General features: G+C 66.5%; 22 protein-coding genes. All 22 read left to right on the top strand.

Annotated elements, in window-relative coordinates:
- Positions 1-283: 283 nt before the first annotated feature.
- The 22 genes from LDB29_RS13965 to LDB29_RS13860 all read left to right on the top strand — a co-directional run bounded on the left by LDB29_RS13965 (position 284) and on the right by LDB29_RS13860 (position 20,488).
- Positions 284-1,528, top strand: a complete 1,245-nt coding sequence (locus LDB29_RS13965) for a sigma-54-dependent Fis family transcriptional regulator (protein ID WP_025548571.1) — start codon at positions 284-286, stop codon at positions 1,526-1,528.
- Between the two features lie 13 nt (positions 1,529-1,541).
- Complete coding sequence (gene fliE / locus LDB29_RS13960; RefSeq protein ID WP_025548568.1) at positions 1,542-1,901, top strand: flagellar hook-basal body complex protein FliE; 360 nt, start codon at positions 1,542-1,544, stop codon at positions 1,899-1,901.
- Position 1,902: 1 nt separating this feature from the next.
- The gene (fliF, locus tag LDB29_RS13955) at positions 1,903-3,654 is read left to right on the top strand and encodes a flagellar basal-body MS-ring/collar protein FliF (protein WP_025548567.1); all 1,752 of its coding nucleotides are present in this window, start codon (positions 1,903-1,905) and stop codon (positions 3,652-3,654) included.
- Complete coding sequence (gene fliG / locus LDB29_RS13950; protein WP_025548566.1) at positions 3,647-4,660, top strand: flagellar motor switch protein FliG; 1,014 nt, start codon at positions 3,647-3,649, stop codon at positions 4,658-4,660. Before fliF ends, fliG begins: the two co-directional genes overlap by 8 nt.
- The gene (locus LDB29_RS13945; RefSeq protein WP_037482187.1) at positions 4,647-5,279 is read left to right on the top strand and encodes a FliH/SctL family protein; all 633 of its coding nucleotides are present in this window, start codon (positions 4,647-4,649) and stop codon (positions 5,277-5,279) included. Before fliG ends, LDB29_RS13945 begins: the two co-directional genes overlap by 14 nt.
- Complete coding sequence (locus LDB29_RS13940; protein ID WP_025548563.1) at positions 5,279-6,607, top strand: FliI/YscN family ATPase; 1,329 nt, start codon at positions 5,279-5,281, stop codon at positions 6,605-6,607. The genes LDB29_RS13945 and LDB29_RS13940 overlap by 1 nt, the downstream gene beginning before the upstream one ends.
- Positions 6,604-7,029, top strand: a complete 426-nt coding sequence (locus LDB29_RS13935) for a hypothetical protein (protein ID WP_025548561.1) — start codon at positions 6,604-6,606, stop codon at positions 7,027-7,029. Before LDB29_RS13940 ends, LDB29_RS13935 begins: the two co-directional genes overlap by 4 nt.
- Positions 7,022-8,872, top strand: coding sequence for a flagellar hook-length control protein FliK (locus LDB29_RS13930; RefSeq protein WP_193666667.1), 1,851 nt, complete (start codon positions 7,022-7,024; stop codon positions 8,870-8,872). The genes LDB29_RS13935 and LDB29_RS13930 overlap by 8 nt, the downstream gene beginning before the upstream one ends.
- 28 nt (positions 8,873-8,900) lie before the next feature.
- Positions 8,901-9,566 (top strand): flagellar basal body-associated protein FliL, encoded by a 666-nt coding sequence (fliL, locus tag LDB29_RS13925; protein WP_140042535.1) that lies wholly within the window; start codon positions 8,901-8,903, stop codon positions 9,564-9,566.
- Positions 9,567-9,616: 50 nt separating this feature from the next.
- On the top strand, positions 9,617-10,501 hold the full coding sequence (locus LDB29_RS13920) for a flagellar motor switch protein FliM (RefSeq protein ID WP_025548558.1): 885 nt from the start codon (positions 9,617-9,619) through the stop codon (positions 10,499-10,501).
- Positions 10,498-10,836, top strand: a complete 339-nt coding sequence (gene fliN / locus LDB29_RS13915; RefSeq protein WP_025548556.1) for a flagellar motor switch protein FliN — start codon at positions 10,498-10,500, stop codon at positions 10,834-10,836. Before LDB29_RS13920 ends, fliN begins: the two co-directional genes overlap by 4 nt.
- A gap of 85 nt (positions 10,837-10,921) precedes the next feature.
- Positions 10,922-11,188 (top strand): flagellar biosynthetic protein FliO, encoded by a 267-nt coding sequence (locus LDB29_RS13910; RefSeq protein ID WP_025548555.1) that lies wholly within the window; start codon positions 10,922-10,924, stop codon positions 11,186-11,188.
- A gap of 97 nt (positions 11,189-11,285) precedes the next feature.
- Positions 11,286-12,065 (top strand): flagellar type III secretion system pore protein FliP, encoded by a 780-nt coding sequence (gene fliP / locus LDB29_RS13905; protein WP_025548553.1) that lies wholly within the window; start codon positions 11,286-11,288, stop codon positions 12,063-12,065.
- Between the two features lie 47 nt (positions 12,066-12,112).
- Positions 12,113-12,385, top strand: a complete 273-nt coding sequence (fliQ, locus tag LDB29_RS13900; RefSeq protein WP_025548552.1) for a flagellar biosynthesis protein FliQ — start codon at positions 12,113-12,115, stop codon at positions 12,383-12,385.
- Positions 12,382-13,176, top strand: a complete 795-nt coding sequence (fliR, locus tag LDB29_RS13895) for a flagellar biosynthetic protein FliR (protein WP_137710252.1) — start codon at positions 12,382-12,384, stop codon at positions 13,174-13,176. Before fliQ ends, fliR begins: the two co-directional genes overlap by 4 nt.
- Before the next feature lie 2 nt (positions 13,177-13,178).
- Complete coding sequence (gene flhB, locus LDB29_RS13890; RefSeq protein WP_025548550.1) at positions 13,179-14,318, top strand: flagellar type III secretion system protein FlhB; 1,140 nt, start codon at positions 13,179-13,181, stop codon at positions 14,316-14,318.
- A 94-nt stretch (positions 14,319-14,412) separates the two neighbouring features.
- Positions 14,413-14,871 carry a hypothetical protein gene (locus tag LDB29_RS13885; protein ID WP_025548548.1) on the top strand — a complete coding sequence of 153 codons (459 nt, stop codon included), beginning with the start codon at positions 14,413-14,415 and terminating at the stop codon, positions 14,869-14,871.
- 281 nt (positions 14,872-15,152) lie between these two features.
- A complete protein-coding gene (gene fliD / locus LDB29_RS13880) occupies positions 15,153-16,598 on the top strand; it encodes a flagellar filament capping protein FliD (RefSeq protein ID WP_025548546.1) in 1,446 nt (481 codons plus the stop codon).
- A gap of 21 nt (positions 16,599-16,619) precedes the next feature.
- Complete coding sequence (fliS, locus tag LDB29_RS13875; protein WP_025548545.1) at positions 16,620-17,018, top strand: flagellar export chaperone FliS; 399 nt, start codon at positions 16,620-16,622, stop codon at positions 17,016-17,018.
- A gap of 161 nt (positions 17,019-17,179) precedes the next feature.
- Positions 17,180-18,370 carry an aspartate aminotransferase family protein gene (locus LDB29_RS13870; protein WP_025548544.1) on the top strand — a complete coding sequence of 397 codons (1,191 nt, stop codon included), beginning with the start codon at positions 17,180-17,182 and terminating at the stop codon, positions 18,368-18,370.
- Between the two features lie 40 nt (positions 18,371-18,410).
- Complete coding sequence (gene argF, locus LDB29_RS13865) at positions 18,411-19,340, top strand: ornithine carbamoyltransferase (protein WP_025548543.1); 930 nt, start codon at positions 18,411-18,413, stop codon at positions 19,338-19,340.
- Between the two features lie 239 nt (positions 19,341-19,579).
- Entirely contained in the window at positions 19,580-20,488 is a 909-nt protein-coding gene (locus LDB29_RS13860) for an Hsp33 family molecular chaperone HslO (RefSeq protein WP_025548542.1), read from the top strand.
- Positions 20,489-20,509 lie beyond the last annotated feature (21 nt).

The raw sequence follows: 20,509 nt of genomic DNA, 5'->3' as shown, positions 1-20,509 counted from the left end.
CGAAAGGGGATAACGGCACCGGAAAAAAAGCTTTTAGGGCGGGGATGATTTTTTCTGCTATTTTCTTGAAAAGGCCCGTAAACAGGGCATTCGAGCCCCTTTGCGGGGGCCGATATATCCATGAAGCGGCGAAAAGTTCCGCGCCGGCGGAAAAAAATTGCCGTTATGCGGCAAGGGGTTTGCCGCATTAACCATATGCTAACCACAGTCGGGCAGTTTCACCCCATCGAAGGGGTCAGGGGCGTGCGGGGGCACAAGCCGGCCAAAACATGGGGACAAGTTCATGTCATCGTTGGACGTGAGCCGAGGAGTCTGCGCGCTCGTTCCGGGCCTGCAGCACTGGCTGGAAAATGCGTTCTTTACCGTCCGGATCGTGGACGCCCAGAGCCCGCGCGAGCGGGAAGACCGGCGCGTGTTGCTGGCCACCGAAATCGGCCATGCGACCCATCGCGACATATTGATCAACCTGATCGACGGCCTGCCCTCGCTGGTGCCTGCCGCCAACGGCCTGCCTGCCCGCGTCGCCTTCGGCCTTGAGGATATGGGTTTCGCCTTCGCGCTGATCGCGGAGCTGGCCCGTCCCGCTGCCGTTCCTGCGGTGGGCGACGCCGGCAGCACGCGGCTGATGACGCTGGCCGGCCGCGTGGCGCGCAGCGACGCCACCGTGCTGATCCAGGGCGATACGGGCACCGGCAAGGAAGGCATGGCGCGCTTCCTTCATGCCCAGTCGGGCCGCGTGACCCGCGACTTCATCGCCGTCAATTGCGCGGCGCTGCCCGAAACCATGATGGAAGCCATGCTCTTCGGCCACAAGAAGGGGAGCTTCACCGGCGCGGCCAATGCGTCCGAGGGCCTGTTCCTGGCGGCGGACGGCGGCACGCTGTTCCTCGACGAAATCGCCGAACTGCCGCTCAGCCTTCAGGCCAAGCTGCTGCGCGCCCTCCAGGAAGGCGAGGTGCTGCCCGTCGGCGCGACTCATCCGGTTCCGGTCAATGTCCGCATCATCGCGGCCTGCAACCGCAACCTTGCCGCCGAAGTCGCTGCCGGCCGCTTCCGCGAGGATCTATACTGGCGCCTCAATGTCATGCCGCTGGAGCTGCGTCCGCTGGCAGAGCGTCCGGGCGACATCGCCGCCATCGCCGCCGCCATGCTGCTGCGCCAGCAGGATGCCTTCGTCTGGCCGACCGCCGCGGCGCTGGAAAAGCTGACCGGCCATGTCTGGCCCGGCAACGCCCGCGAGCTGGGCAATGTCCTTCAGCGCGCCGTGGTCCTTCGCGACGGCGACCGTATCGATGCCGACGACCTGCACATCACCGGCGCGCCGCAACTGCGCATCGTGGAGCAGGTCCTGGCGCCGGCCGATCCGATCCGGCTGCGCGACGTGGCGCATAACAGCAAGCTGGAGGCGGTCCGCGCCGCCCTGCGCGAAACGGATGGCCATCGCGCCGCCGCCGCCCGCAAGCTGGGCATTTCCGAACGTACGCTGCGCTATCGGCTTGCCGAGATGCGCGAGCGGGCGGCGGCCTGAGGAGGAATAGGGCATGTCCGGAATTTCTCCGACCGATAGCGTGATGGCGATCCGCAACGCCATCCTCCAGAAGAACGCGGCGCTGCGCGACGTGGCCCAGACCGGCAATGTCGGCCCTGGCTCCGCGGTCGGCACCAATGGCGCAACCGCGCCGGGCGGCTTTACCGACGCGCTGAAATCGGCGCTGGAGCAGGTGAACGGCCTGCAGAACCAGGCGGGCGAAGCAGCCGCCTCGTTCGAACGGGGGGAAACCACCGATATTGCCGGGGTCATGCTGGCCAAGCAGCAGGCGTCCGTCAGCTTCGAAGCCACCCTTCAGGTCCGCAACAAATTGCTGTCCGCATACAAGGACATCATGAGCATGCCGGTGTAATATGAGCGAGAACGCACTCACCCCCTCCGTCGGCGGCGCCGCCGCTCTCCCGGCCACCAGCCCTGCCTTTCCGGGCGGCGCGAAGGGCGTCGATGCGCTGAAGGCGCGCTTCACCGGCTTCATGAAGCAGCCCGCCGTGGCGAAGAGCCTGCCGCTGCTGGGCCTGCTGGGCGTCGTCGCGACCGCTGGCGCGGCCTGGCTCGCCCTGCGCGAACCGCCGCAGCGCGACCTGTTCCGTGCCCTGCCCGATGCCGACAAATCGGCGGTTGCGAGCGTGCTGGACCAGAACGGCATCCGCTACGACTTCGACAATTCGGGCAGCATGACCGTTGGCGAGGACGATTATTTCAAGGCGAAGATGATGCTCGCCGCCCAGGGCCTGCCCAAGAGCGCGCCCGACGGGAACAGCATGATCGACAGCCTGCCCATGGGCGCATCGCGCGCGGTGGAAGGCGAAAAGCTGCGCTCCGCCCGCGAAATGGACCTGGCCCGCACCATCGAGGCGATCGACAGCGTGGAGAGCGCCAAGGTCCACCTTGCGGTCGAGCCGCCCAGCGTCTTCCTGCGCGAACGGTCCAAGCCCTCCGCATCGGTGATGCTGCGTCTTGCCTCCGGCCGGTCGCTGACCGACCAGCAGGTCAGCGCCATCGTGCATCTGGTGGCTTCGTCGATCCCGGAACTCAATCCGGAGGACATATCGGTCGTCGATCAGAATGGCCGTCTGCTCAGCAATAACGACAGCAACGCCGCCGACGACCGCCAGTTGGCCGTCCAGACCAGGATGGAGGATCGCTATCGCCAGTCGGTGATCGCGCTGCTGACGCCGATTCTGGGCGCGGGCAAATTCTCGACCGAAGTGCATGCCGAACTGAACTTCGCGGAGCGGCAGGCGACCCGCGAAACCTATCCGCAGGATGAAGCGCGTCTTCGCAGCGAACAGGGCACCTGGGCATCCGACCCGCGCGGTCAGGGCGCGGGCGGCGAAGCGAGCGGCATTCCCGGCGCGCTCAGCAATCAGGCGCCGGTCAATCCGACCGTGACGCAGACCAATCCCAATGGCCAGGCCGTCGCGCAGGGCGCCACCAGCGCCCAGACCGCAGCCCAGCCCGGCACGCCGCCCAATCCGCTGATGAAGACCGAGGAAACCTTCAACCGCAGCTTCGAACTGGGCCGCGAGGTTTCCGTGACCAGGGACGCCATCGGCACGGTCAAGCGCCTGTCGGTCGCGGTCGCGCTCGACAACGGGCCCGACGGCAAGCCGCGTTCGGCGCAGGAGATCGCGGCCTTGGAGGCTTTGGTGAAGGGGGCGGTCGGCTTCGACCAGGCGCGGGGCGACGTGGTGGCCCTTTCCGCCCGCAGCTTCGCCAAGGAAGAAGTGGTTCAGGCGCCCTGGTATGAAGCGGGATGGGTGTCGCCGCTGGTGCGCAATGTCTCCGCGCTGCTGGTCGCCCTGCTGGTGATCTTCGGCATCGGCCGGCCGCTGCTGAAGCGCCGCGCCGCCGCTCAGGCCGCCGCCGCCGAACAGGTCGCCGCCGAGGGCCAGAAGATCGGCCGCGAAATCTCGACCGAGATCACCCGTCAGGCGACGGTCAACCCGGATGGGTCGACGCCGGTCACGCTCGATATGATCTCCTCCACTTACGACTATGCCCAGCGCGCCGACCTGATCCGCAATTTCGTGAAGCAGGACCCCGATCGCGCGGCGCTGGTCGTCCGCGACCTTCTGAAGGAAGGGAAGAAGGAAAATGCCTGACGCCGCCACCGCCACGGCGCTGAAGGGCAGCGCCGCCGCCGCCGTCCTGCTGATGCTGTTTGACGAGGATGAGGCCGCGCAGATCCTCTCGCGCCTGGAGCCGGACGAAGTGCGCCAGCTTGGCTATGCGATGTACGATGTGGCCGACGTGCAGGTCGAGGAAGTCAATGAGGCGCTCGATCATTTCGTCACCAAGGCGAAGAAGCGCACCACCATCGGCTATGGCGCGACCCGCCATATTCGCGGCGCGATGACCAAGGCGCTGGGCGAGGAGCGGGCCGAGAACATGCTCGCCCGCATCACCCCGCCGACCCGCTCCACCCAGCTTGAGATGCTGAAATGGATGGACGCCAAGGAGATCGCCGTGCTGATCGAGGCGGAGCATCCGCAGATCATGGCCATCGTCCTCGCCCATCTGGAGGCGCCGATCGCCGCCGACGTGCTGCAATTGCTGCCGACCGAATATCAGGAAGAGGTGGTCTACCGCATCGCCACGCTGGGGCCCGTGTCGAACGAGGCGCTGGACGATCTGGAGCAGCTCCTGCTGCGCGGCAATATGGCCAAGAAGCAGGGCGGCGCCTCGCAGCGTGGCGGCACCATCGAGGCGGCGGCGATCATGAACAATGTCCGCAAGGAGAATGAGCAGCGCATCATCAAGGCGCTGGCCAAGCGGGACAAGATGGTCGCCCAGACGATCGAGGAGGAGATGTTCGTCTTCGACAACCTGATCGACATGGACGACAAGAATATGGGCACGCTGATGCGCACCGTCGACAGTTCGATCCTGGTGGTCGCGCTGAAGGGCGCGAACGACATGCTGAAGGCGAAGATATTCGGTTCCATGTCCGCCCGCGCCGCGCAGGCCATTGCCGACGAGATCGAGGAACGCGGGCCGATCCGCCTGGCCGAGGTCATCGACGCGCAGAAGCTGATCATCGCCACCGCGCGCCGCATGGCCGATGCGGGCACCATCATGCTGGGCGGCAAGGGGAATGATTTTGTCTAAGCTCTGGAGCAATGCGGAGGTCGCCAGCATACCGCTGGGCGGCATGGGACAGGTGACGAGCGGCGGCTTCCGCAGCCTGTTCGCGCCTGCGCATGCCGCGCCCGGCCAGCCGGTGCATGACAGCATTCCGGAAAGCGAAGAGGATGTGCTGGAACAGGCGCGGATCGAAGCCTTCGCCATGGGCTTCGACGAAGGCAGCCGCGTGACGGCGGAAGCCCATGCGGCCGAGACGCAGGCCCGCCAGCAGCTTGCCCAAGCGCTGGAACTGCTGGCGCCGGCGCCCAGCGGCATGCTGTCCACCATGCTTTCCGCGACCGTGGTCCGGCTGGTGGAGCAGATCGTGGGCGAGGTCGAGATCGACATCGAGCGGCTGCTCCAGCGCTGCGACAGCGTGGCCGCCTTCATCGAGGATAATGACGAAAAGGGCGCGCTGCACCTGCATCCCGACGACATCGAACTGTTGGAAGGCGAGAGCATCGGCGTGAAGCTGGTGCCCGACGGCGCGATGCAGCGCGGCTGCGTGCGCCTTGAAACCGCCGACGGCTGGGTCGAGGACGGCCCGGATGTGCGCCTGTCGCGCCTGCGCGCCCTGCTGGACGATATGGAGGGCAAGGCCTGATGATCCGCGCCTCGCTGGCCCAGGCGGAAACGCTGTTCGACCATATGCAGGTGCAGAACCGGCAGCCGCGCCATGTCGGCCGGCTGGTCAGCCATGATGCGGGCATGCTGGAAGTCACCGGCTTTCGCCGTCCCATCGGCGCGGGCGCGCGGGTGATCGCTTCGGACGGGACGGTCTGCCGCGCCGAGGTTGTGGGCTTTCGCGGCGACAGGACGCTGCTGGTGCCGCTCGACAGCGACGCGCCGCTGGAAAATGGGGCGCGGGTCGAACCGGATTCCCAGGCGACCATGGTGCAGGTGGGCGAAGGCCTTATCGGCCGCGTCATCGACGCCATGGGCCAGCCGCTGGACCGCAAGGGGCCGATCATCGCGGGCGGGTCGTGGCCATTGAACGGCGTCAAGGGCAATGTGCTCGACCGGGGCCGCGTCACCGAGCCGTTCGACCTGGGCGTGCGTGCGGTGAATGCGCTGCTGACCGCCGGACGCGGCCAGCGCATCGCGATCATCGCGGGGTCCGGCGTCGGCAAGTCGGTGCTGATGGGCCAGATGATCCAGGGCGCCGAAGCCGACATCGTCGTCGCGGGCCTGATCGGGGAGCGCGGACGCGAGGTCAGCGATTTCCTGGAGACCAAATTGAAGGGCGCGATGCACAAGAGCATCGTCGTCGCCGTCCCCGCAGACCATCCGCCGGTGCTGCGCCTGCGCGCCGCGGCCCGCGCCACCGCCATTGCCGAATATTTCCGGGCGCGGGGCAAGAAGGTGCTGCTGCTGATCGACAGCCTGACCCGCTGCGCCCATGCCCAGCGCGAGATCGGGCTGGCATTGGGCGAACCGCCCGCGATGAAGGGCTATCCGCCCTCCGCGCTGGCGCTGATCCCGCGTCTGGTGGAGCGCGCCGGCGTCGACGCCCGGACTGGCGGGTCGATCACCGCGCTCTACACTGTGCTGGCCGATGGCGACGATACGGACGATCCGATCGTCGATGCCGCCCGCGCCATTGTCGACGGGCATTTCGTGCTGTCGCGCCATCTGTCGGAACAGGCGATCTTCCCGGCGATCGATGTCGGCAAGTCGCTGTCCCGCGTCATGGCGGATGTCGTGCCGGACGAGCATCGCCTTGCCGCCGCCGCCTATCGCCGCCTCTGGGCCGCCTATGAGGAAAATCGCGACCTCATCCTGATGGGCGCCTACCGCCCCGGCAACGATCCGGTGATCGATGAAGCCGTGCAGCGGCGACAGGAAGTCCTCGACTTCATTCGTCAGGATCAGAAGAGCTTCATCGACCTCGACACCAGCGCCCATGCCCTGATCGCCGAGTTCGGCGCGTGAAGGGCGAAGTCGCCCGCCGCCAGCGCGTGCTGCGCGTCCGCCATGTCCAGCATGCCATGGCCGCGGCCGAAACCGCCCGCGCCCGCGACGAGGCGGAGGGCCTTGCCCGCAATGTCGAGCGGCTGCGCAATGTGCGGAACGATCTTTTTACCGGGCAGGGCGTCGCAACTGGCGCGAATTTTGCAGCGATGCAGGAACTGGCGGGCCGTCTGGAACAGGCGGGGCGCCAGTTGGATGGTGCGCTCTACGATGCGCGCCGCAAGGTGGAGGTCAAGGAAGGCCTTTCCCTCGCGGCCAATCGGGATCGCGAAATCGCCGTGAAGCTCAAGGATCGCGCCCGCGCGGACCTGGAGGAATGGCGGGAGAACAAGCTTGCGGCGCTGCCGCGCTATCGCCGGATGCAGAGGACAGGAGATGTCTGACGTGAACATGCTGACCAGCCTCAAGGCGCTGCTCTTTTCCTCGGCGGCGACGTCGATGCCCGCCGATGGCGCGGCTGCGTCGGCCGTGCCTGCGGAGGGGGCGGCGGATTTCGCCAAGCTGCTGAACGGCACGATGGCCGCTTTGCCCGAAGCGCAGGAAAGCGCGGGGATCGCTGGCCCGCCGCAAGGGATCGCCCCGGCGGCCGCGGATGAAGCCGAGGGCATGGAGCCCGCACCGCCCAAGGCGGGCAAAGCCGATGGCGGCGATCCGGAGGTCGAGACGGCTTCCCCCTTGCCCTTCGGTCTGGCCAACGCATTGAGGGCGGTGCAGAGCCACCGCAAGGATTCGCTGCCGCTGCCGCCCGGACTTGCGAGGAAGATCGACGCGCCAGCCGAGGCCGCCGTTCGGGAGACGGCGCCTGCGGTGGATGCTGGCCCTATGGTGGATGCCGGCCCTGCGGTGGATAGCGGTTCCGTTGAGGAGGTCGCGGCGGAAATGCCTGCTGCGGCGCCGGTCGCGATGGAAGAGGGCGAGGTCGGCGGGCCGGAACTGCCGGTCGCGACGCCCGATCCCCAGACCAAGGCCCCGCGCCCCGGCAAGGAGACCAAGCCGGAGAAGGTGGAGGCCTTGCCCGAAGCCGCGGCGGTGGAGCATGCCGACGAGCCGGTGGAAGCGGAGCCGGGCGACAGCGACAGGCCGAAGGAGCAGGCCGAGGCGGCACAGGCTCCGGCAACGGTCGTCGCTGCTGTCCAGATGCCGGCCTCGCCAAGCGTTCCGGCGCAGGCGCTGCCGCCATCGACGGCCCCGGTCGCGCAAACGGCGCCCGCCAAGCCGGATCGCGGCAAGAATCTGCCGGTAGCGGCGCCCTTGCCGCCTCAGTCTGCCGGACAGCCGGTTCCCGCCCAGTCGACGGTTGAACCGACTCCCGTGGCGGACGCCCCTGTGCAGCCAGCCATTGAAGCGCCTGCGGCATCGGCCGACCAGCCGGAAGGCCCGGTTCCCGCTGCGCATCCCGGCAGCGCCCCGGTGAAGTCCGAGGCGCTCGCCCTGCTCCAGCTCGTGCGCGATCAGGTCGCTGCCCGCCAGCCGGGCACGCCGGTCCGCGCCGGGGAACCGCTCGCGGCCCGCGTCGAAACGGGCAGGGCCGCCACGCCGGTCGATGCCGTGCCGGCCCATGCCGTCCAGCATGACCCGGTCGATGCCGTGCCCCCGATGCCGCTCGCCCAGCCCGTTTCCGCGCAGCCGGTGCCGTCGGCCGTCGCGCCGCCGCCGGCCGACCTGTCCGCCAGCCTTGGCGCGCAGATCGTCGACATGGGCGTTTCCGGCCAGTGGATCGACGGCCTCGCCCGCGAGATTGCCGGGCTGTCCGCGAACGGTGCGCAGGGGCGGTTCCAGATCAACGCCGACCAGCTTGGGGCCGTGCAGGTGGACATCCGCCAGGGCAGCGACGGCGCGGCGGTCAGCCTGACCGTCGCCAGCGAAGCCGCCGAAATGGCGCTGCGCCAGGACAGCGACCGTCTGCGCCTTGATGCCGGACTTTCGGCGGTGCGCATTGCCGAGGTGAAGATCGAACGCGCGCCTCCTGTCGCGGAAGCGGCCCGGGCGGACAGCGCCAATCAACAGCAATCCTCCCAGCAGCAGGGCGCGCAGCAACAGGGTTCCCAGGGCGCGAACGCATGGGCGAACAACGGCCAGAACATGGCGCAATCGCAGGGACAGGGTCGTTGGCGTCCCCAGGAAAATAGCGCATTCGCCCCTAAAAATTCCGGCGATCCGGCCGTTCTTAACCATGACGAGCTGCGCCATGCCGGCAATCCCGCCGCGCGCGCGCGCTATGCCTGACGACATGGATTGCGGGGGACTTTGACCGATGAGTGACGACGCCAAGCCGAAGAAGAAAAAGGGCGGTGGGATGAAGATGATCCTGCTCATCGTCATCGCCATGGTCGTTGGCGGGGCGGGCGCGGCCGGCGGTCTTTACGCCGCGGGTTTCTTCAGCCCGAAGGAAGAAGGGCCGAAGGAAGATCCGAACAAGCCCGTGCTCGTGCTGGCGGGGGAAAATGCCGAGGAAGTGGCGAAGGCCCATGGCTATGCCGGCGGCGGCGGCGGCGGCGGCGAAGGCGGCGGGCATGAGGGCGGCGGCGGGGGTCATGCCCCTTCGGGCGTCCATGTCCCGGCCAAGGGCATCGACCTGCCCAGCCCGGCCAATCCTGCGGCCTATCAGGCGACCTATTTCCAGCTTCAGACGCCGTTCACCTCCAACATGTCGGATACGGACGCCTTTGCGCAGATTTCCATCGCCGTTTCGACCTATTACGACATTCGCGTTGTCGAGGCGATCAAGGTCCATGAGATGGCGATTCGCAGCCAGGTCCTGATGATGCTGGCCGAACAACCGGTGGAGGCGCTGTCGACGCCGGAGGGGAAAAGGGCGCTTCAGGGGAAGATCAAGGGCATTATTAACGACATTCTGAAGCAGAAGACGGGCTATGGCGGCGTCGATAACGTTTATTTTACCAATTTCGTTATTCAATAGGGCTGCCTGATCGGCGGGAAGTCCCCCGCCCGGGACGGCTGGGGACTGAAATGACCGACGTTCAAGCCTACGCCTTCGGGCGGGGGGAATCGCAGGCGCCGCTGATGCTGTCGGGGCTGGACCGGCTGGGCGAAAAGCTCGGCCGGCGTTTGCGCGCCCTGATCGAGCCGATCGCCGGGGTTCGCCCGCATGTCGCCGCGCAGGACGCGCGCGCGCTGGAATTCGGCGCCTGGGCGCATGAGGTGCCCGGCTCCTCCAGCATCGGCGTCTATCGCCTGGCGCCGCTCAAGGGGCAGGTGCTGCTGCGGCTCGATGCGGCGATGATCTCGACGCTGGTCGACTGTTTCTATGGCGGCATCGGCAACCGTGCCCTGCCGCCGCGCGGCGAGTTCACGCCGACCGAAGATCGCCTGATCGCGCGGATTTCCGATGCCTTCATGGCCCGGCTGGTGGAATGCTGGAGCGACATGTTGGCCATAGAAGCCGGTCTGATCGTCCGGGAAACCGGCATCGGCTTCGCCGCCGCGGCCCAGCCGGGCGAGCAGATGGTGCTGCAACGCTTCCTGATCAGCATCAGCCGCGATGCCGAATGGCCCGTCGACCTGCTGTTCCCGCTGTCCGCGCTGCGCGCCGTCGAGTCGTTGACGGGCAGCCGCATCCCGATCGACGACGAACGCGCCGACCCGGTGTGGCAGGCGCGTATCGCCCACCGCATGCGCGACATCCGCCTGCCCGCCCGCACGGTGCTGGCGCGCCCCGACCTGTCCCTGGCCGAACTGATGCAGCTCAAGGCCGGCGACATCATTCCCGTCACCATCAACCGCAGCCTGCCGCTGATCGTGGGCGACCGTATCGTCGCGCACGGCTCCATCGGCGAACAGGATGGCCGCGCCGCATTCCAGATCGAAAAGCTTGCACAGGAAACCGGACAATGAGCGACATGAGCGAAGCCCCCCGCCTTGACAGCGTGGGCGAGGACAGCATTTCCCGCATGGTGAACAACCGCCAGTTCCGGTTGCTGGCCGACATTCCCGTCCGCATGTCGGTGGAGGTCGGGTCGACCTCGCTCCGGCTGGCGGAGGTCATGGATCTGAGCGAAGGAAGCGTCGTGGAACTGGACCGCCAGGCCGACGACCTGCTCGACATCATGGTCAACGGCGCGCTGATCGCCAAGGGAGAGGTGGTGACGGTGAACGGCCGCTACGGCATCCGCATCGTCGAAATCGCGGCTGCCGAAAGCCGGCTGGCGGGCGTCGAGCGGCGCGGCTGAAGCGCAGGCGGCAGATTTACCGCTTGCCTTGCGCGCCAATCTTTCGGAACGGATGACGAATTAACCATCTTCGCGGAAAGCCCTCATGATCTGGTATTTCGTCAAGCTGCTGATTTTATTGCCTCTGGTCGGCGGCATGGCCTTCGGCGCGCTATGGCTGTGGCGCAAATATCAGCCGGGGATGATGGCGGGGCAGAACGACCGGTCGCTCAAGGTGCTGGAAGCGCTGCCGATGGGGACGTTCGGCAAGCTCGCCGTCGTGGAGTTCGAGGGGAAGAAGATCCTGCTTTCCGTGACGCGGGGGCGGATCGAGAAGATCGCGGAAGGCGACCCTTATCGTGCCGGGCGCTGACCTGCTTGCCACCGTCATTCCGGCGCAGGCGGGAACCCATCTCCGGACTTCGGGTCCGCAGGCTGCTGCCGGGAGATGGGTCCCCGCCTGCGCGGGGATGATGAAATGGGGCGTGGTGGCGCTGCTGCTGCTGACCCTGGTCCTTGCCATGCCCGCCTTTGCGCAGGCCGCGCCCGCCGCCCCGGCGCCCGTCGACAATGGCGGCGCGCTGAGCCGCGCCATGGGGCAGATCAGCGGCGACGGCCGTTCGCTGTCCCTATCGCTGCAGATCCTGATCCTCATGAGCCTGCTGACGGTGTTGCCGTCGCTGATCCTCATGATGACCAGCTTCACCCGCATCATCATCGTCCTGTCGCTGCTGCGTCAGGCGCTTGGCCTGCAACAGACGCCGCCCAATCAGGTGCTGGTCGGCCTGTCGCTGTTCCTCTCCCTGTTCGTGATGCGGCCGGCCATCGACCAGATCAACGCCCAGGCCTTCGATCCCTATGGCAAGGGGCAGATTTCCATCGAGGAGGCGGTGGGCCGTTCGGGCAAGGTGCTGCACGGCTTCATGACCAAGCAGACCCGCGAGACGGACCTCAAGCTCTTCTCCAATCTGGCGGAGGCGCCGGCCTTCCGCTCGCCCGCCGACATTCCCTTCTCCATCCTGCTGCCGGCCTTTGTGACGTCGGAACTGAAGACCGCTTTCCAGATCGGCTTCATGATCTTCCTGCCGTTCCTGATCATCGACCTTGTGGTGGCATCGACGCTGATGGCGCTCGGCATGATGATGCTGTCGCCCACGATCATCTCCATGCCGTTCAAGCTGCTGCTGTTCGTGCTGGTGGACGGCTGGGCGTTGACCATGGGTTCGCTGGCCGGATCGTTCGCGACATGAAGGGCGGGCGCTTCTCTCCTCCAAACGGCTCCGGGGCGGCCTGATCCATGGAAAACGCCGATTTCTTCATGGGGCTGGCGCAGCAGGCGCTGTGGATCACGGCGCTGGCGGCAGCGCCGATCCTGATTCCCGCGCTGATCGCAGGCGTCGTCATCGGCATGGTGCAGGCCGCGACCTCCATCAATGAACAGACGCTGGCCTTCATCCCCAAGATCATCGTCGTCGGCGCGATGCTGGTGCTGTTCGGCGGTTCCATCATGGTGCTGATCGCCGATTTCACGCGCGAGATTTTCGAGCGCATTCCGGACCTGCTGCAATGATCGCGCCGGGCTTCGCCCCAGGCTTTGTCAATGTGGAAGTCCAGCTCTGGATCTGGCTGATCGCCATGATCCGCCCCGGCGCCGCCTTCATCGCCGCGCCCGTCTTCGGCGCGCCCGCCGTGCCGTTGCAATTGCGGCTGATCCTGTCGCTGGCGCTGGGCATGGCAGCGCTCAACAGCGTGCCTATCCAGCTTCCCGCCGACGGCGTCGCCAGTTTCCAGGGCGTGATGCTGGTCGCGGGTGAGGTGCTTGCCGGCCTCGCCATCGGTTTTGCCGTGCAGATCGGCTATGCCGCCGCGCTGGTGGCCGGGGAGGCTATCGGCAACACCATGGGCCTCAATTTCGCGGCGATGGTCGATCCTTCGTCGGGCCAGGCGACGCAGGCGGTGGGCCAGTTCCTCTCCATCCTGTCGACCTTCCTGCTGCTGGCGATGGACGGGCATCTGATGCTGGTGAGCTTTGTCGTGCAAAGCTATCGGGCGCTGCCGCCGGGTGGCGCGATGCTGAGCAACGATGCGGTCTGGCACCTGATCGAATTCGGCGGCGCGCTGCTCGGCGCGGGCGTCACCATCGCGCTGCCGGTCGGTTTCGCGCTGGTGCTGGTGCAGATCGTCATGGGCATGCTGGCGCGCACAGCGCCCGCGCTCAACCTGTTCGCGGTCGGCATGCCGGTGGCGCTGATGGCGGGGCTCATCCTGCTGGCCGTCACCGCGCCGATCATGGGGGAGGGGATCGCCGCCGCCCTGAAGGCCGGGCTGGACCAGGCCCAGACCATTGCGGAGGGGCACTGACCATGGCCGGGAGCAATGGCGGCGGCGAAAAGACCGAGAAGCCGACAGCCAAGAAGCTGAAGGATGCGGCTAAGAATGGCGACATTCTCCAGTCCCGCGATCTCGCCACTGCATTGGTGGTGATGGCCGGCATTGGCTGGATCGCGGTCACGGGGCCCTCCATGGTCGAATCCCTGTCCGACATGCTGATAGAGGCGTTGCGTTTCCGGCGGGAGGACATCGTGAATTTCGCGCCGGCCGACCGGGGCATCGCGCTGCTGTCCGGCATCGCCCTGCCGGTCGCGGGGATATTGCTGGCGACCTTGCTGGCTGCCATTGCGGGGCCGGCGCTGCTCGGCTCGCTCGGCTTCCGTCCCGGCGCCTTCGCGCCCAAGGCGTCGAAGCTCAATCCCGCCGCCGGCCTCAAGCGCATGTTCGGGCTCCAGGGGCTGATCGAACTGGTCAAGTCCGTCGCCAAGGTCGCGCTGCTGGGCGCGATCGGCGTCTGGATGATCTGGGACCGGCTGACGGAGATCGTCGGGCTGGGCAAGGCGGGGCTGGCGCCCGCCATGGCGGACCTTGGCAATATGTTCATCATGACCTGCCTGATCATGGCGGGGGGCCTGTTCCTGATCGCGGGCATCGACGTTCCCGCCCAGCTCATGCAGCGGTCCAGGCGGCTGTCGATGACCAAGCAGGAGATCAAGGACGAGCATAAGGAGAGCGAAGGTTCCCCCGAGCTGAAAGGCCATATCCGCCGCAAGCAATATGAGGTGCTGAGCGGTTCGACCCGCAAGGCGGTGGCGGAGGCCAGCGTCATCATCACCAACCCCACCCATTTCGCCGTCGCCTTGCGCTACAAGCCGGGGCAGGACGCCGCGCCGGTGGTGGTGGCGCGCGGCTGCGACGCGGTGGCGGCGGCGATCCGCGACCTTGCCGACCAGAACGGGGTCACGGTGCTGCAATATCCCGAACTGGCCCGCGCCATATACTTCACCTCGCGCGCCGGGCAGATCGTCAATGAAGGGCTGTACATGGCGGTCGCGACCGTCCTTGCCTTCGTCTTCCGGGTGGAGAATCGGATGGCGAGCGAGATGGACCGGCCATTCATCACCGTGCCGGACGATCTGCGCTTCGACGCGGACGGCAAAAAATCATCTTGATAATCAGCGGTTTCCTGAAAATCGATCGTCCTTAACTTAAGTTTAGGGCTTAATATCCGTATAATCTTCACGGGGACGCATTAGGATGTGCGTCATGAACGACTATATTTCGCGGACTGAACTGTCGGTGGAGCGCGGCGCGACCCGCGCGCCGTCCGCCGTGTCCGCGATTGCGCCCATTTCATCGGCCGCCACCGTGCATCAGGGCGGTGGATCGTCCCGGCAGGCGCCGACGCCGGAGGATCAGTCGGGCGTGGAGGAAAGCATCGCGACCAGCGCCGAATATGCCAAGGTGCATGCCCGCATTGCCGACATTCTGGCTGAATTGCGCAGTCAGGGCGGCACGGTGACGGTCGACGGGGCAGCCGACGAAATCCAGTCGATGCTGCCCGAGCCGCAGATACTGGTCCCCTTGCCCCCGGCCTCCAAGGAGGCGGTGGAAAGCACGATCCGCGTCGCCAAGCGCATCGCGGAGCAGGCCGCCTATGCCCATGCGGCGCAGGCCAACATCCGTCGCGGCGCGGTCGACCAGATTCTGTCTCCGGGCGTTTGAGCCGGGTTCGTCGCGGCGCTCCTGCGCCTGCTCGCGAGCGCGCCGTTGCAGGCGGCGTTGAGAAATTCAGGACTGTGGTCTGAGCGGTTGGGGTGGATTGCCGACATTCCCCTCCCGCTTGCGGGAGGGGAATGTCTTGGATTGGCCAATCCCGGACATTTCGAAATTCGTCCACGCGGCCTGGATGTTGCGTCGGTGAGGTGGGCTCCTGCCTTCCCCCCTGAAAATCATTCCTAAAGGTCTTCGCGCTAGGGCCGTTCTCTCTCTTGAAAGGACGGCCAATGACTTCGGTGAGCAGCAGCATCTTGACGGCGCTAGGCGCGGGATCGGGCATCGACACCGCGTCGCTCGTCTCCAGCCTGGTCAGCGCCACCAAGGAACCGCGCCAGACGGCCATCACCAGTCGCCAGACGCTGAACACCGCGCGGATTTCCGCCCTGGCGTCGGCCTCCAGTTCGCTCGACACCTTTGCCGATGCGCTGAACAGCCTGCTCGCGGGCACCGGCTATTCGGGCGCGCCGGCTTCCAACGACCCCAGCATCGCTTCGGTCAGCGCGCTGCCCGGCGGCACGCCCACCGGCCTTCCGGCGCAGATCGAAGTGCGCAACCTGGCGACCAGCCGGACGCTGGTGTCGGCGGTCAACGCGAACACCGATGCGGCAAGCGGCGCGGCGGCGACCGTGGGCACGGGCACGCTGATGCTGAAGGTCGGTTCCGGCGCCGCGGTTCCCGTCACCATCACCTCGGCCAACAACAGCTATGCCGGCCTTGCCGCCGCCATCAACGCGTCCGGTACCGGCGTCACCGCCTCCGTCATCACCGATTCGCAGGGCACCCGCCTGATGATGAAGGGGCCGACCGGTGCGGCCAACGACATCTCGCTGACGGTTTCTTCCTCCACCCCCGATGCCAGCGGCGCGTCCCTGGACCAGTTCGCCTGGACCAAGGCCAGCGTCCCGGCCGGCAGCACCATGGCCAGCGCCGCCGACCCGGCGGACGCGGTGATCCTGCTCGACGGCGTGGAGCAGCATTATGCCGGCAACACCATCGACGGCGCGATCCCCTATCTGCGCATCGACCTCAACAAGGCGGCGCCTGGGACCAGCGTCACGCTCGCCACGACCGAGCCGACCACGTCGATGCGCGACCTGATGGTCGAATTCGTCGACGCCTACAACACGCTGATGAAGGCGCTGAACACCGCCACCTCCACCGGCACGGACTCGTCCAATGCGGGCGTGCTGAACGGAGAATCCTCGATCCGCGACATGAAGCGGCAGCTTTCGCAGATGGTGTCGGCCCAGCTCAGCAGCACCGGCGCCTACAAGACGCTGAACGACCTGGGCGTCAGCACCAATCGCGACGGTACGCTGTCGCTCGATACCAAGGCGCTGGACAAGGCGATTGCGGCCGATCCGAAGGCGATCACGCAATTGCTGAACCCGTCGGTCAAGACCGCCACGAATATCGGCCTTGCCGGCCTGATGGACAGCGTGCGCGACAATATCAAGAAGGATGGCGGACCGCTCGCCACCACGCAGGACAAATATGAGAAGCTGGCGAAGGATCTGACGGATCAGCTCGACAAGCTCGATACCCAGATGACCAACTATCAGGAGCAGCTCACCAAGGTCTATTCGGCCATGGAAACGCGCCTGTCGGCGTTGAAGGCGACGCAAAGCTATCTCCAGCAGCAGGTCGCCCTCTGGACCAAAAACGACAATTAATACCGAAAGGGTCGGAATATCATGTTCTACAATCATGGCGGGTTCGGCGGCACGGCAGCGGCGCGGCGCTATGCGGCGGTCCATTCGGGCAGCCGGATCGAGGGTGCGACGCCCCACGCGCTGGTCAAGGTGCTGTTCGACGAGCTGCTGCTGGCGCTGGATGCCGCCGCGCTGGCGGAACGCAATGGCGACCGGCTCAAGGTTTCCGACAAGCAGGCCCGCGCCATGTCGATCCTCTTCGCGCTGGAATCGAGCCTCGATTTCGACAAGGGCGGAGACATCGCCACTGGCCTCGCCCAGATCTACCGCGAAGCGCGGCGCCTGCTGCTCGTCAGCGCCAAGGAGCATGATGCCGCGCCGGTGGAGCAGGCCCGCCTGATGATCGGCGAGATCGCGGAGGCGTGGAACCAGATCGGCTGAAGGCGTCCGTCATCCCGGCTTTCGCCGGATGACGGCATGTTGCACGGGGTTGCGCCTTCAAAGGCGCGCTTGTATAGGCAGCGCTCGCAAAGGGCGGCCCGGCGGGGGCCGCCTTTTTGCGTTTCGGACTTTGTTTGCATCAGCCCAGAAAGGGAAGGACCATGTCGATTACGCCGCTCATGCCCGTTTACCCCCGGTGCGATGTACGCCCGGTCCGAGGCGAGGGCTGCTATCTGATCGGGGAACGCGGCGAACGCTATCTGGATTTCGCCAGCGGCATCGCGGTCAACCTGCTGGGCCATGGCCATCCGAAGCTGGTCAAGGCGATCGCGGATCAGGCCGCGACGCTGATGCACACGTCGAACCTCTACGGCATGCCGCTGGGCGAGAAATTCGCGCAGCGTCTGGTCGACACGACCTTTGCCGATACGGTGTTCTTCACCAATTCGGGCGCGGAAGCGGTGGAATGCGCGATCAAGACCGCGCGCCGTTACCACTATGCCAATGGCGAGGCGCACCGGCACAAGATCATCAGCTTCGACAACGCCTTCCATGGGCGGACGCTGGGGACGATCTCCGCCACCAGCCAGCCCAAGATGCGCGACGGTTTCGAACCGCTGCTGCCCGGCTTCACCGTGGTGCCGTTCAACGATCTGGAGGCCGCGACGGCCGCCGTCGATGAGAACACCGCCGGTTTCCTGGTGGAAACGGTGCAGGGCGAAGGCGGCGTGACGCCGGCGACGCAGGAGTTTCTGAGCGGCCTGCGCAAGCTGTGCGACGATCAGGGCCTGCTGCTGATCCTGGACGAGGTGCAGTGCGGCTATGCCCGCACCGGCACCTTCTTCGCGCATGAGCAATATGGCCTGACCCCCGACATCATGGCGGTGGCCAAGGGCATTGGCGCTGGCTTCCCGCTGGGCGCCTGCCTCGCGACCGAGGAAGCGGCCAAGGGCATGGTGTTCGGCACCCATGGGTCGACCTATGGCGGCAATCCGCTGGCCATGGCCGTCGGCATGACGGTGCTGGACGAAGTGCTGGGCGAGGGTTTCCTCGACCATGTGAAGGCCATCGGCGCGCGCCTGCGTTCGGCGTTGGAGCAGCTTATCCCCAATCACGACATGTTCGAGGATGTGCGTGGGCTGGGCCTGATGCTCGGCGTGAAGCTGAAGAGCGACTATGACGCCCGCGAGTTCGTGGCGCATCTGCGCGACAATCACGGCCTGCTGACCGTGTCGGCGGGGCAGAATGTCGTGCGCATCCTGCCGGCGCTCGTGATCGAGGAAAGCCATGTCGCGGAATGCGTCGAACGGCTTTCCGCCGGGGCGCGGAGCTTTGCGGAGGCTGCGGCCTGAATTAATCTCCGTTCGCCCGAACGGGTTGAGGGGGTTCCTCATGACCAATCATTTCCTGAATCTGAGTGACGCCGGCGGCGATGCGATCGCCGCCATGATTGCCGACGCCATCGACCGGAAGGCCGCGCGCAAAGCTTGGCCCAAGGGCAAAGCGGATGCGGATGCGCCGCTCGCCGGTCACACGCTGGCGATGATCTTCGAGAAGAATTCGACCCGCACCCGCGTGTCGTTCGACATGGCGATCCGCCAGTTGGGCGGCACATCGCTGATCCTGGACGGCGCGACCAGCCAGCTTGGCCGGGGCGAGACGATTGCGGACACCGCCCGCGTGCTGAGCCGCATGGCCGACGCCATCATGATTCGCACCGACGATCATGCGAAGATCCAGGAAATGGCGCATTACGCCAGTGTTCCGGTGATCAATGGCCTGACCGACCTGTCGCACCCCTGCCAGATCGTCGCCGACCTGCTGACCGTGGTGGAGCATGGCGTGGCATTGCCCGGCAGCCAATGGGCATGGCTGGGCGACGGCAACAATGTCCTCCATTCCATCGTCGAGGCGGCGGGCCTGATGAAGTTCGGCGTGCGCATCGCCGTGCCGGAGGGTTATGACCCCGACCCGTCCTTCGAGGCCGAAGCGCAGGCGCGTGGCGCGACCATCACTCGCACCCGCGACCCGCTGGCGGCGGTGGCCGGCGCGGACATCGTCGTCACCGACACCTGGATCTCCATGGGCCAGGCCCATGCCGAGGAGAAGCTCAAGGCGATGATGCCCTATCAGGTGACGCCGGAACTGATGGCGCTGGCGAAGCCCGCGGCGAAGTTCCTCCATTGCCTGCCCGCCCATCGCGGCGAGGAAGTGGTGGAAGCGGTGATAGACGGGCCGCAATCGGTGATCTGGGACGAAGCGGAAAACCGCATCCATGCGCAGAAGTCGGTGCTGCTCTGGGCGTTGGGCCGGCTTGGTTGAGTTTGGGGCTCCTGCGCGGCCAGGAGCCCGGTCCCGCCCTTCGCAGATTATCGCATCGCCTGAACCGGGTTCCCGCCGGCGCGGGAGCACGACCTGTCCCAAGGAGCGGGCCGCGATCAGACCGTCCGCATCCCACCGATCAAGTCCAAACCCAAGTGCATTTGCATGCCCGGGCATCGCAACCTATCTAAGCGCCTTTGCATGATCGGCGCGCCCCGGCGCGCCGCACGGAGCCTGACTTGACCTCTTCCGCTACCCTTGACCAGGCCCTTGGCTTCACCATCCCCTCCCGCCACGCGCGCGGGCGGATCGTGCGGCTGGGGCCGGTGCTCGACGATGTCCTTGCCGCCCATGCCTATCCGCCGCAGATCGAGCGGCTGCTCGCCTCCGCATTGGTGCTGGCGGCGCTGCTCGGCTCGACGCTCAAGGATGCGGGTGGGCAGCTCACGCTTCAGGCGCAGACCGAAAATGGCGTCGTCAGCCTGCTGGTGGCGGACTATAAGGGCGGCGAGGTGCGCGGCTATGCCAAGTTCGATGCCGACCGGCTGGCCGAACTGGGCCCCGATCCGACGCTGTTCGGCCTGTTCGGCAAGGGCTATCTCGCCATCACCTTCGACCAGGCGGTGACTGGCGAGCGTTATCAGGGCATCGTCCCATTGGACGGCGAATCGCTTGCCGATGCGGCGGAACATTATTTCTTCCAGTCCGAGCAGATCCCCAGCATCATCCAGATCGCCACGCGCCACGACGCGGGGGAGGGGTGCCTTGCCGCTGGCCTGCTGCTCCAGCACCTGCCCGAGGGGGAAGTCGGGCGGGAACGGCTGCATGTCCGCCACGACCATCCGGAATGGGAGCATGTCCAGGCGCTGGCCCACACGCTCAAGGACGCGGAACTGACCGACAACGCGCTGCCGCTGTCCGACATCGTCTGGCGGCTGTTCCACGAAGAGGAGGAGGTGCGCGTCACCGATCCCACGGCGCTCAGCAAGGGGTGCCGTTGCGACCTCGATCATATCCGCAGCGTCATCGGCCGCTTTCCGGCGGCGGAGCGGGCGGACATGGCGGATGATCAGGGCATTATCGGCGTGGATTGCGCCTTCTGCTCGCGTCTTTTCCCGGTCGCGCTCGCCAGCTTTGCGGAGGAATGAGCGGGCGCCCTCCTTATTGCT

Origin of the sequence: Sphingobium sp. CFD-2 (genome assembly GCF_024611135.1) — a bacterium.
In the GTDB taxonomy this organism is placed as follows: domain Bacteria; phylum Pseudomonadota; class Alphaproteobacteria; order Sphingomonadales; family Sphingomonadaceae; genus Sphingobium; species Sphingobium fuliginis.
Note: the sequence above shows the minus strand (reverse complement) of the source record. Positions and strands in the feature narration are given on the sequence as shown.

Bases quoted from the DNA above. Each gene is read 5' to 3' on its own strand.
- fliN (WP_025548556.1), top strand. From the start codon at position 10,498: ATGAGCGACATGAGCGAAGCCCCCCGCCTTGACAGCGTGGGCGAGGAC.
- LDB29_RS13965 (WP_025548571.1), top strand. From the start codon at position 284: ATGTCATCGTTGGACGTGAGCCGAGGAGTCTGCGCGCTCGTTCCGGGC.
- LDB29_RS13940 (WP_025548563.1), top strand. From the start codon at position 5,279: ATGATCCGCGCCTCGCTGGCCCAGGCGGAAACGCTGTTCGACCATATG.
- fliS (WP_025548545.1), top strand. From the start codon at position 16,620: ATGTTCTACAATCATGGCGGGTTCGGCGGCACGGCAGCGGCGCGGCGC.
- fliD (WP_025548546.1), top strand. From the start codon at position 15,153: ATGACTTCGGTGAGCAGCAGCATCTTGACGGCGCTAGGCGCGGGATCG.
- LDB29_RS13885 (WP_025548548.1), top strand. From the start codon at position 14,413: ATGAACGACTATATTTCGCGGACTGAACTGTCGGTGGAGCGCGGCGCG.
- argF (WP_025548543.1), top strand. From the start codon at position 18,411: ATGACCAATCATTTCCTGAATCTGAGTGACGCCGGCGGCGATGCGATC.
- flhB (WP_025548550.1), top strand. From the start codon at position 13,179: ATGGCCGGGAGCAATGGCGGCGGCGAAAAGACCGAGAAGCCGACAGCC.
- LDB29_RS13910 (WP_025548555.1), top strand. From the start codon at position 10,922: ATGATCTGGTATTTCGTCAAGCTGCTGATTTTATTGCCTCTGGTCGGC.
- fliR (WP_137710252.1), top strand. From the start codon at position 12,382: ATGATCGCGCCGGGCTTCGCCCCAGGCTTTGTCAATGTGGAAGTCCAG.
- fliE (WP_025548568.1), top strand. From the start codon at position 1,542: ATGTCCGGAATTTCTCCGACCGATAGCGTGATGGCGATCCGCAACGCC.
- LDB29_RS13945 (WP_037482187.1), top strand. From the start codon at position 4,647: ATGATTTTGTCTAAGCTCTGGAGCAATGCGGAGGTCGCCAGCATACCG.
- LDB29_RS13920 (WP_025548558.1), top strand. From the start codon at position 9,617: ATGACCGACGTTCAAGCCTACGCCTTCGGGCGGGGGGAATCGCAGGCG.
- fliF (WP_025548567.1), top strand. From the start codon at position 1,903: ATGAGCGAGAACGCACTCACCCCCTCCGTCGGCGGCGCCGCCGCTCTC.
- fliP (WP_025548553.1), top strand. From the start codon at position 11,286: ATGATGAAATGGGGCGTGGTGGCGCTGCTGCTGCTGACCCTGGTCCTT.
- LDB29_RS13870 (WP_025548544.1), top strand. From the start codon at position 17,180: ATGTCGATTACGCCGCTCATGCCCGTTTACCCCCGGTGCGATGTACGC.
- fliQ (WP_025548552.1), top strand. From the start codon at position 12,113: ATGGAAAACGCCGATTTCTTCATGGGGCTGGCGCAGCAGGCGCTGTGG.
- LDB29_RS13930 (WP_193666667.1), top strand. From the start codon at position 7,022: ATGTCTGACGTGAACATGCTGACCAGCCTCAAGGCGCTGCTCTTTTCC.
- fliG (WP_025548566.1), top strand. From the start codon at position 3,647: ATGCCTGACGCCGCCACCGCCACGGCGCTGAAGGGCAGCGCCGCCGCC.
- fliL (WP_140042535.1), top strand. From the start codon at position 8,901: ATGAGTGACGACGCCAAGCCGAAGAAGAAAAAGGGCGGTGGGATGAAG.